At 45.6% G+C, this 9807-nt stretch carries 7 protein-coding genes; 4 read left to right on the top strand and 3 right to left on the bottom strand.

Annotated features, from left to right (window positions below; all coding sequences use genetic code 11):
* The 3 genes from BHV83_RS10225 to BHV83_RS10235 all read left to right on the top strand — a co-directional run.
* The coding region (locus BHV83_RS10225) for a RelA/SpoT family protein (protein ID WP_286757472.1) at positions 1-1977 on the top strand (1977 nt) is incomplete at its 5' end.
* Between the two features lie 50 nt (positions 1978-2027).
* Positions 2028-2870: an AraC family transcriptional regulator gene (locus BHV83_RS10230; protein ID WP_122205348.1), complete on the top strand. Its 843-nt coding sequence runs from the start codon at positions 2028-2030 to the stop codon at positions 2868-2870.
* 118 nt (positions 2871-2988) lie between these two features.
* Entirely contained in the window at positions 2989-3579 is a 591-nt protein-coding gene (locus BHV83_RS10235; protein WP_270621130.1) for a DapH/DapD/GlmU-related protein, read from the top strand.
* 222 nt (positions 3580-3801) lie between these two features.
* Here the strand turns inward: BHV83_RS10235 and BHV83_RS10240 are convergent, their stop codons facing one another.
* A complete protein-coding gene (locus tag BHV83_RS10240) occupies positions 3802-4236 on the bottom strand; it encodes a DUF6078 family protein (protein WP_286757473.1) in 435 nt (144 codons plus the stop codon).
* 28 nt (positions 4237-4264) lie between these two features.
* A complete protein-coding gene (locus tag BHV83_RS10245; RefSeq protein ID WP_119215582.1) occupies positions 4265-5698 on the bottom strand; it encodes a CCA tRNA nucleotidyltransferase in 1434 nt (477 codons plus the stop codon).
* 159 nt (positions 5699-5857) lie between these two features.
* Between BHV83_RS10245 and BHV83_RS10250 the strand changes: the two genes are divergently transcribed.
* Complete coding sequence (locus BHV83_RS10250; protein WP_005645833.1) at positions 5858-6688, top strand: hypothetical protein; 831 nt, start codon at positions 5858-5860, stop codon at positions 6686-6688.
* An 81-nt stretch (positions 6689-6769) separates the two neighbouring features.
* On the opposite strand, the gene BHV83_RS10255 is transcribed toward BHV83_RS10250, so the two are convergent.
* The gene (locus BHV83_RS10255; protein ID WP_122205345.1) at positions 6770-9274 is read right to left on the bottom strand and encodes a DUF6383 domain-containing protein; all 2505 of its coding nucleotides are present in this window, start codon (positions 9272-9274) and stop codon (positions 6770-6772) included.
* Positions 9275-9807 lie beyond the last annotated feature (533 nt).

A 9807-nucleotide genomic window follows, 5' to 3' on the forward strand; every position in this document is an offset into this window, starting at 1 on the left:
TCGGTCATCGCACTCCTGCTTTACCGTCCGGTCATGAAAAAGATCATTACTTTAGATGAAGTGAAGACTACATTCGATGCGGATGTCACCCTGATCATCAGCCGTCTGCTGAAGACTTCGGATCTTTACGCCCGCAATACGGCTGTCGACTCCGAGAACTTCCATAAACTGCTGTTCTCGTTTGCCGAAGACGTACGCGTGATCCTGATCATGATCGCCGACCGCCTTTGCCTGATGCGCCTCGGCAAACAATTGAAGAATGACGAGGACCGGAAACGGCTGGCAACGGAAGTTTCCTATCTATACGCCCCGCTCGCCCACCGCCTCGGCTTGTACACGATCAAAAGCGAACTGGAAGACTTGTCGCTAAAATATACCGACCGCAAGCAATACGATTTTATCAAGCAGAAGCTGAACGAGACGAAACGTTCGCGCGACGCCTACATCGCCGAGTTCATCACCCCTATCAAAAGCAAGCTGGAGGAGGCTGGGTTGCGGTTCGACATCAAGGGACGCACGAAGTCCATCCACTCCATCAACAACAAGCTGAAGAAACAGAACATCCCGTTCGAAGACATATACGACTTGTTTGCCATCCGCATCATCCTCGACACGCCGTATGAGAAGGAACGTTCGGACTGCTGGCAAGTCTACTCGATCATCACCGATATGTACCAGCCGAACCCGAAACGCATGAAGGACTGGATATCTATCCCGAAAACGAACGGTTACGAAAGTCTACATATCACCGTGATGGGACCACAGAACAAATGGGTGGAAGTGCAGATCCGTACCCGCCGCATGGACGAAATTGCCGAACGGGGACTGGCTGCCCATTGGAAATATAAAGGGGGAAAAGCAGAAAGCGGGCTGGACGAATTCCTGAACACCGTCCGTGCCGCCCTGGAAACGAAAGAGAACAACCCGCTCGACCTGATGCAGGATTTCAAGATGGACCTGTACAAGGACGAGATCTATGTCTTCACCCCGACAGGCGAACTAATCAAGCTGGCCAAAGGGGCGACCGTGCTCGACTTTGCTTTCGCGATCCATACCAAGTTAGGATGCAAATGCGTCTCGGCAAAGGTGAACGAGAAGAATGTACCTATTAAATATACCTTGAACAACGGCGACACGGTCTCCATCGTCACCGCTCCCACCCAGACACCCAAACGTGACTGGCTGAACATCGTCGTCACCTCGAAAGCGCGGGTCAAGATCAAACAGGCACTCCGCGAAGAGACTGCCAAGGCGGTGGACTTTGCCAAAGAGATGCTGCAACGCCGCTTCAAGAACCGGAAGATCGAGATGGAGGAACCGATCCTGATGCGTTACATCAAGAAAAAAGGATTCAAGACCGTCACCGACTTCTACGTCGAGATTGCCGAAGAACGCCTCGACCCGAACCAGGTGATCGACGAATACCTGGAACAGCTCCGCCGGGAAACGGAAACGAACGACCACACCGAAGTCCGCAGTGCCGAAGAATACATCACGACAACCGAAGTGGAAGAAATCTCGACCAACAAGGATGTCCTGGTGATTGACAAGAACCTGACGGGCATCGAGTATAAGTTGGCGAAGTGCTGCAACCCGATCTATGGCGACGAGGTGTTCGGTTTCGTCTCCACGCAAGGCATCAAGATCCACCGGATGGACTGCCCGAACGCACAGGAAATGTTCAGCCGTTTCGGTTACCGCATCATCCAGGCCAAATGGAGCGGTAAGGGGGACAACGGATATATCGTCACGCTCCGGGTTATCGGCCGTGACGACATCGCGATCGTCACCAACATCACTTCCGTCATCAGCAAGGAAACGGGCGTCACGCTCCGCTCCCTGAACATCGACTCGGTAGACGGGATCTTCCAGGGAAACTTCACGGTTATGGTGCGCGACACGACGGCGTTAAACATGCTGACCAAGAAGATCAATGCTGTGAAAGGGGTAAAGACGGTCGAAAGGTTAAACTCCTGAAACGAGTTATCCGTTGCAAACGAAATTGCATTCATAGCCCAATAGAAAATATGACGGACGGAATCAACACACTGCGCTATTCGGATTTTTTCCTGGCCATGTACTTCGACGGAGGAAAAAGTTGCTTACATCGGAACCATTCCCATGTGTTAGTTTACATGTACTCCGGTGAAATGGTCATTGATGAAAGAGAAAAAACCACCCGGCTGCATAAAGGTGATTGCGCCTTTATCCGCAAGGACTTCAGTGTACAAATGACCAAGCAGGCATGGAACGGGGAACAGTTCAAAGCCATATTCCTGATGTTTACCCCCAAATTCTTGCGTGGTTTTTACAATCGTCTGGACCGGGATGCAATACCCAAAGATGCCAAGCGAGATGAAATAAGCTTGTACAAGCTGCCGTCCAACCGCCCCGATATCGTAAGTCTGTTCGAATCCATGACACCTTACTTCGATTCGAACATCCAGCCGACAGAGGAGTTATTGCAACTGAAAATGATCGAAGGTATATATGTGTTGCTTAATACGAGCAAGAACCTGTATGCTTCTATCTTCGACTTTACGGACCCGTGGAAAATCGACATACTGGAATTCCTCGAAAGTAATTACATGAACGATATATCGATGGAAGAGATCGCCAATTATACCGGCCGCAGCCTATCCACGTTCAAGCGGGACTTTAAAAAGTGCAGTACGCTTTCCCCGCGGGAATGGTTGATACGCCGTCGTCTCGAAGCCGCCCGCGAGTTGATACGGAAAGGGGGACGCAAGGTATCGGATATCTGCTTTGAAGTAGGATTCAAGAACCTTTCCCACTTCTCGAAGATTTATAAAGAAACGTACGGCATTCCTCCGACAGAGGATACACAACCGGGAATCAGTCTCGCATAGGTTGCGGGACTTTTTTATTTGTGGACTTTCCAACAAAGCATTTTGAACCACACAACAAAACCATTGCGCCACTCCCCGCCTACCTTTGCATCAGAAAACGAAATAAAGAAAGAATAACATGAAGACTATCTTTGAAAAAGATTTATCGGGCGAAATGGTTTCGCCCAATGAGCCGGGTTACGAAGCGTTGATCACCGACATTTTCGCCACCATCCGAACCGCTACGGAAATGAATACAGGTTACCACACACCTGAAGAAGTACACGAATATATGGGCCGGATTCTCGGCAAACCCCTCGAAGAGAGCACGACGGTACTGCCGCCGCTCTACATCGACTACGGTAAGCCTGTCACGATCGGGAAGGGATGTTTCATCCAGCAGTGTTGTACCTTCTTCGGACGCGGCGGCATCACGATTGGCGATGATGTATTCATTGGTCCGAAGGTCAACCTGATCACCATCAACCACGACCCGGACCCGGAAAACCGCAGCGCGACCTACGGCCGTCCGATAGTAATCGAAGACAAGGCATGGATCGGCATCAATTCAACCATCCTTCCGGGAGTACGCATCGGCTACGGAGCTATCGTCGGAGCCGGTAGCGTAGTGACTAAAGACGTGCCTCCCATGACAGTGGTAGCCGGCAATCCGGCAAAATTCATCAAGAAGATAGAAACGGGGAAAGGTATAAACGATAAATTAGATTAAGTTACTGATTGACAACGCTCCCGATTCTCACAGTTCTCAAGCCTATGAGAACTTTTTCTCATCATCATGAGAATTTATTCTCATAGGCATGAAAAAAAATACTCATCAGCATGAGAAAACTTTCCCATGCACACAAGAAAGTTTTCTCATGCCTATATGACATTTTTCCCGTGCCTACGCCCAAACACTCTCCTTGGCATAAGAAAAATATAAACTTAGGATTTACCAACTATACCCTTCCTGATATTCATCATAAACCGGTTCGGTATCGATTCCGTTATTGACGAATATCTGCCGGATATGCTCCTGTTCGGAAGGCGTGACATGGCGTTCTTTATGAAGAATCCGGTAAAACATGCTTCGCCCGAAATAATAATAAACCTGTCTTCTGACCGCAATCGCCTTTCGATAATTCAAGTCGTCAAACATACGGCTGATCCCCAATCCGTACACAGCCATCCGGTCAGCTTTGAAATACCGGCAATTTTCACCATCCGGCGAAACATTATTCGGGTTTATGACAGGCACGGAATGCCTGCTCTCCGGAATCCGAAGGGCAACTTGATGACGGAGGCATTTATCAGCCACTTTACACTGCCCGCAAAAGCAATGAGAAAAATCGAAAGGGACGGATTCGTAATTAAATTCAGGCTTCATCTGTTCTTCTTTTTATAATTATTGTCAATCATTCCTTTACCGGTTTCAGCCCCATCTTCTCCGCCCGTTGGAGCATAAAAGTATGGGCCGCCTCGTATTCGTTCGGGATCACGCCGTCGAGGATCGCGTTCTTGATGGCTTCTTTCAGGACACCGACCGGCTGGGAAGGGGGAAGTCCGAATGTTTCCATAATTTCCTCGCCTGTCACAGGGGGCTGGAAGTTGCGGACACGGTCTTTCTCTTCTATATCGGCGAGCTTGCTGCGTACCTTCTGGAAATTGGCCAGGAAACGACGTACCTTTTCGGGATTCTTGCTCGTGATATCAGCTTCGCAAAGTTTCATCAAGTCGTCTATATCGTCGCCCGCATCAAACAGCAAGCGGCGGATAGCGGAATCCGTCACCTCATCGTCGGACAAGGCGATCGGGCGCATGTGCAGGCTGACCATCTTCTGGACATATTTCATCTTCTCGTTCATCGGCAGCTTCATCTTGCGGAAGATGCCGGGAATCATCTTCTCACCAATGAAATTATGATTGTGGAACGTCCAGCCCAGGCGCGGGTCGAAACGCTTCGTCGCCGGCTTGGCTATATCATGAAAAAGGGCACTCCAGCGCAACCACAGGTTATCAGAGGTCTTGCTCAGGCGGTCGAGCACCATCAAGGTATGGGCGAAGTTATCCTTATGCCCGATCCCTTCCTTCGTCTCCACTCCTTTCAGGGCACAGAGTTCGGGGAAAATCAGCGGCAGCAATCCGCAACGTTCCAGCAGGTCGAAGCCGACAGAAGGTTTCGGCGAAAGGACGATCTTATTCAACTCATCCACAATACGCTCTTTCGAGATGATCGAGATGCGCTCCTTGTTCCGTTCGATCGCATCGAAAGTGTCGGGATCGATAAAGAATCCCAACTGGCTGGCAAAGCGGACGGCACGCATCATGCGCAACGGATCGTCGCTAAACGTAATATCCGGATCGAGAGGCGTACGGATCAGCAAATTATCCATATCGGTCAAGCCATCGAAAGGATCGACCAGTTCACCATACCGGTTCTTATTCAGGCAAAGCGCCAGAGCGTTGATCGTAAAGTCACGGCGGTTCTGGTCGTCTTCGAGCGTCCCGTCTTCGACAATCGGCTTGCGGCTGTCATGCGTGTAGGATTCCTTGCGGGCGCCGACAAACTCCAGTTCCAGATCGCCGGCTTTCACCTGTGCCGTACCGAAGTTCTTGAAGACGGACAGATAAGCTCCCCGTCCCAATTTCCGGGCAACAGCTTTCGCCAGCTCGATTCCGCTCCCGACGGCAACGACATCGATATCTTTGGAAGGACGATGCAGAAAGATATCCCGCACATAACCGCCTATCACATATGCTTCAACTCCCAATTCATCCGCCGCCTCCGAAATCAAATGAAACGGTTTCGCCGAAATATGTTTTAATATGTCTTCTTGTTCTATATACATATATATATTGTTTATCAACAAATTTATCTGTTACTTTTGGCTTGATCCAAAAGTAACAGACACGCAAAGATAGGAAAATTCTTGCGGGGATGCTAATTCTCTCTTTTTCCAATATCTTTGCAGGGAATAAAAGTAGTAGACAATTAAAGAAGTATCATAATGAAAAAGTCAGCAATCTGTATAACACTTGCAACCCTGGCACTGGCCGGTTGTAACAATGACGAGAAGAATGCACAGGCAAGGCTGGACAATGCCAGAAGCATGTATGAACAGAATGAGTTCTTTGCTGCCAAAAATGAAATCGACAGCATCCGCATCCTATACCCGAAAGAGTTCAAGGTGATCCGGGAAGGTCTGACACTAATGCGCCAAGTGGAGCAAAAGGAGGCGGAACGCAACTTGGCCTTTTGCGACAGCCTGATCCCTGTCAAGCAACAGGAATTGGAAGGATTGAAGAAAGGTTTTAACTTCGAAAAGGATTCCGCCTATAACGAAATCGGCAATTATGTCTCCAAGCAACAGACTATCGAACGCAACATCCAGCGTTGTTACATCCGTTCTGGCGTAAACGAGAAAGGAGAGATGTACCTGGCAAGTGTTTATTTCGGAGGCAAGCCAATCAATCATACCGGCATCAAGTTGAGTATCCAGGACGGCCTTTTCGCCGAAACGCCTGCCATTCCTTACGACGGCGGCCTGAACTACCATTTCAAGGACTTAGGGAATACGACCGAAGTCGTGACCTATCAAGGAGAAAAATGCGAAGATGCCGTCAAGTTCATTTTTGCCAATAAAGAGAAGCGCATCAAGGTTGAATATACGGGAGGCAAGCCTTATATCCTCTACATTGCCGATGCGGATAAGAAAGCAATCGCCTCGACCTATGAACTGGCTGTCGTATTAAGCGACATCGAAAAGCTGACGAAAGAGAAGGAAAAGGCCACTAAGAAGTTGGCTTATCTGGAAAAGAAGCTTTCAGGTGAGAAATAAAAACATCTCCAAAAATTACTAAAAAGAAAGGCGGCTCCCTTTGCAGGAGGCCGCCTTTCTTTTTTTATAAGATCATCGTCCTTATTTTACAATCACTTTGTAAGTGGCGTCACCTTCGACTGTTACCAATACAATGCCGGATGTTGCTGGCATTGAGAAGTATTCAGAATTTGCTCTGCGAACACCGATTGTCTGTCCTAAGATATTAGATAAAGTGATCATCTTACCGGAAGCATTCGTCACGATAACCTGACCGTCATTGCTGATCACCTTGATCTCGGAGACGTTCATCTCTTCGTTGGCTGTCGGAGCGGAAGCAGTTTGTACTTCGAATGCTGCACTCGGAGTGGTCTGCATAACGGCAAAACCGTTCACAACACCTACATAAGGCTTACCATTCTCATTCAACTCTTTCTGATTTTCCAGATAATAACCGCCTTCTTCTGCAGTCTTGAATGCGAAGAGAGCAGGGTTGTTCTTCATTGTCTTAATCGAGTCGTGAGAGATGAACATTGCATAAGTATCGGCATCGATACCTGCTCTTGTTGTATCTTTGGCAGCTAAGTAATAGCGAATATTGGCTTCGGCTTTGCCACCATTAGCGACACCGGAAGAAATAAAATACAATTGTTTACCAGCAATGACTGTATCTTGTTCAACCCACAAACTAAAATAATCTGCTTCATAATTTGCTTTTGTAATCGGATTACCTTCATCTTTCATTTCAGCAAAGAAGTTCAGCGGATTCATCGCCAAAGCATTGTTGTTATAAGCCAAACGCTTGTGAGCACTTGCAAATGAAGCATATTCGGGGGCGTCAACGGCTTCAAGGTTTACGTAAGCTGCTTTCTCTGACAACTGTACACAAGAAGTATTGACATTCATACCTACATACTGATTAGTAGAAGACAACATAGCATACTTTTCAGCAGTAGCATCAGAAATAAATCTAAAAGATTCAGCAGTTCCAACAGATGAGAACTTCAGACTATCATTCTGTTTTGCGAGCATATCTTTATTAAACATTGCTCTTAACTTATATGAAGTGACAAACAAGGTATCTAACAAACTCTTTGCACCACCAGCTTCTTCAACTTTATCCACTACCAACTTAAAGATTGCTGCATCTTTTGCATCACCGACTTTACCTTTCAAGATAGAATCTGTAGTATATGCATAAATATTACTTACTCCTGTTGTTCCAGAAACCAAGTTCAGTACATAACCGTTAGCGTTCAATTCTTCTTCCGTAAAATAGAGAGAACCTAAATACTTATCATTCAGATTAACCTCTTGTTTAAATATTTTCACGGAGTCAGAACCAAACAAATAAGTGTTTTCTTTTCCTTGTACAGCAAAAACTTCCTGATCTACGATCATACTTGAATTTGATTGACGATCAACAACAGAATATTTACCATTATTTTCTTTAATATACCACTGACCTCTTGCCAAATTCATAGAAGGAACGCTGTCACCTCCCATAAAGGCATCTTTCGTCACATAATATTTACCGTTATCAGCACCTTCGCTTACCTTCTGTAAGAAGTAAACGCCTGTACCGGTCGGGATTGTAACAGGAGTTCCTTTTGAAACATTAATCAAAGGAAGTTTACCCTGCAAAGGCTGAGCACCCACTCCAAACTTAGACACAGTTAAAACCTTGGTATTGCCAACCTGAGCATAAACAACGCGAACCGTATCACCCACTTCTGTATTAACGTCTAAATTATCATCAAAATCAGGAGCTCCTGCAACAAACATTGCAATAGAATCATTCTGCAAATTGACAACAAACTTAAAGTGCTTGCAAAGCTCATTAGGACGCAAAACTTTACGAATTGAATCTAATGCAAACCCTGCACCAAATACATCCTCTTGATTATTGATTGTCGTTTTGAGTGTATCAACACCTAAAAACTTCTTTACACCATTTGAATATGCTTCATCACCTTTCACCTGCAAAGTCATAAAACCTTTATCTCCAACAGAATTAGCAATCAAATCTTCACCTGTAAAGATATTCCCTTCATATTTATCACCAAATGTCAACTGAAAAGTACTGAAACCATCGCCGAGATCCTGCGGGGTCATGGTCATTGTGTCAGGCTTAGTTACAGCCAACTTCAGCTCACTTCCTCCAGTAAAAACAATGCCATCATTAGCACCTAAAGCCAATGTCATTTTTTTACCATCACTTAGTGAAGCACTTAAACTGCCTCCATCTGTAAACGTCCATTTGCTTACGCCAGCAGCCAAAGTAGGCTTAGCATCTTGAGATGCAGCAAAAGATAAAACAGCATTTGTCTTTTTGTTCTTAAATTGATAAACTGTTCCAGCAGTTTCTGTTATTCCCGTAATTTCCCAAAGAGCGGAATCACGAGCAGCTTTATTCACATTCTCAAATGAAGTGATTTCTTTCACTACTACCGAATCAGCCTTGTTACCATCCAAAGACAAGTATTTATTACCACTCTTCAAGTAATAATAATTACCGACAGTCCAATCATCACTTGCCGCACTCGCCGCAGTAAAAGTTCCTACTGTCATTAAGGCCGCAGCCAAAAGTGTAAATTTTTTATTCATATGCAAATTGTTTAATCATTTAATCCTTTAACAGAGGCAAAGATAGAAAAGTTCAGTCGCACAAAATTATAATCTACTATAAAAGATACTTACATCTGGGCATAATGTACAAAAGCGCCATTATCCGTGCCATAATAAAAAAGGCTCGCCACCAAAGTGACGAGCCGGGAATCATTTTCTCTTATAATCAAATAATAATACTAAAGTAATGAAATAAAGTTCTTAATATCTTATACTTATATCGTCCTTGTTAATTATTATAATGATTGACAAAGATAAATCTTTTTATCCAAAGTCCGTAAGCGTCTCCGCGATGCTACCATTGTTCTTCAAACAAGAGTATTTAGCTTTGTCATCAAAAAAAGATGAAAGCAGAAACTCGTTTTCCCCGTACACGCCCTCATTACGACAGTTTTCAAACCTTTTGCCGTAAACAAGGGGTACGTTATAAAGGAGTGATGCAATGGATGCATCGTCATAATCGAAGCGTAGGAAGTTTACGTTTGGAAGTATTATTGGAAAAAAACGGTAAT

The organism is Parabacteroides sp. merdae-related_45_40, assembly GCF_001915675.1.

Excerpts from the sequence above, each read along its gene's own strand:
- BHV83_RS10230 (WP_122205348.1), top strand. The coding sequence starts at position 2,028 with ATGACGGACGGAATCAACACACTGCGCTATTCGGATTTTTTCCTGGCC.
- BHV83_RS10235 (WP_270621130.1), top strand. The coding sequence starts at position 2,989 with ATGAAGACTATCTTTGAAAAAGATTTATCGGGCGAAATGGTTTCGCCC.
- BHV83_RS10240 (WP_286757473.1), bottom strand. The coding sequence starts at position 4,236 with ATGAAGCCTGAATTTAATTACGAATCCGTCCCTTTCGATTTTTCTCAT.
- BHV83_RS10245 (WP_119215582.1), bottom strand. The coding sequence starts at position 5,698 with ATGTATATAGAACAAGAAGACATATTAAAACATATTTCGGCGAAACCG.
- BHV83_RS10250 (WP_005645833.1), top strand. The coding sequence starts at position 5,858 with ATGAAAAAGTCAGCAATCTGTATAACACTTGCAACCCTGGCACTGGCC.
- BHV83_RS10255 (WP_122205345.1), bottom strand. The coding sequence starts at position 9,274 with ATGAATAAAAAATTTACACTTTTGGCTGCGGCCTTAATGACAGTAGGA.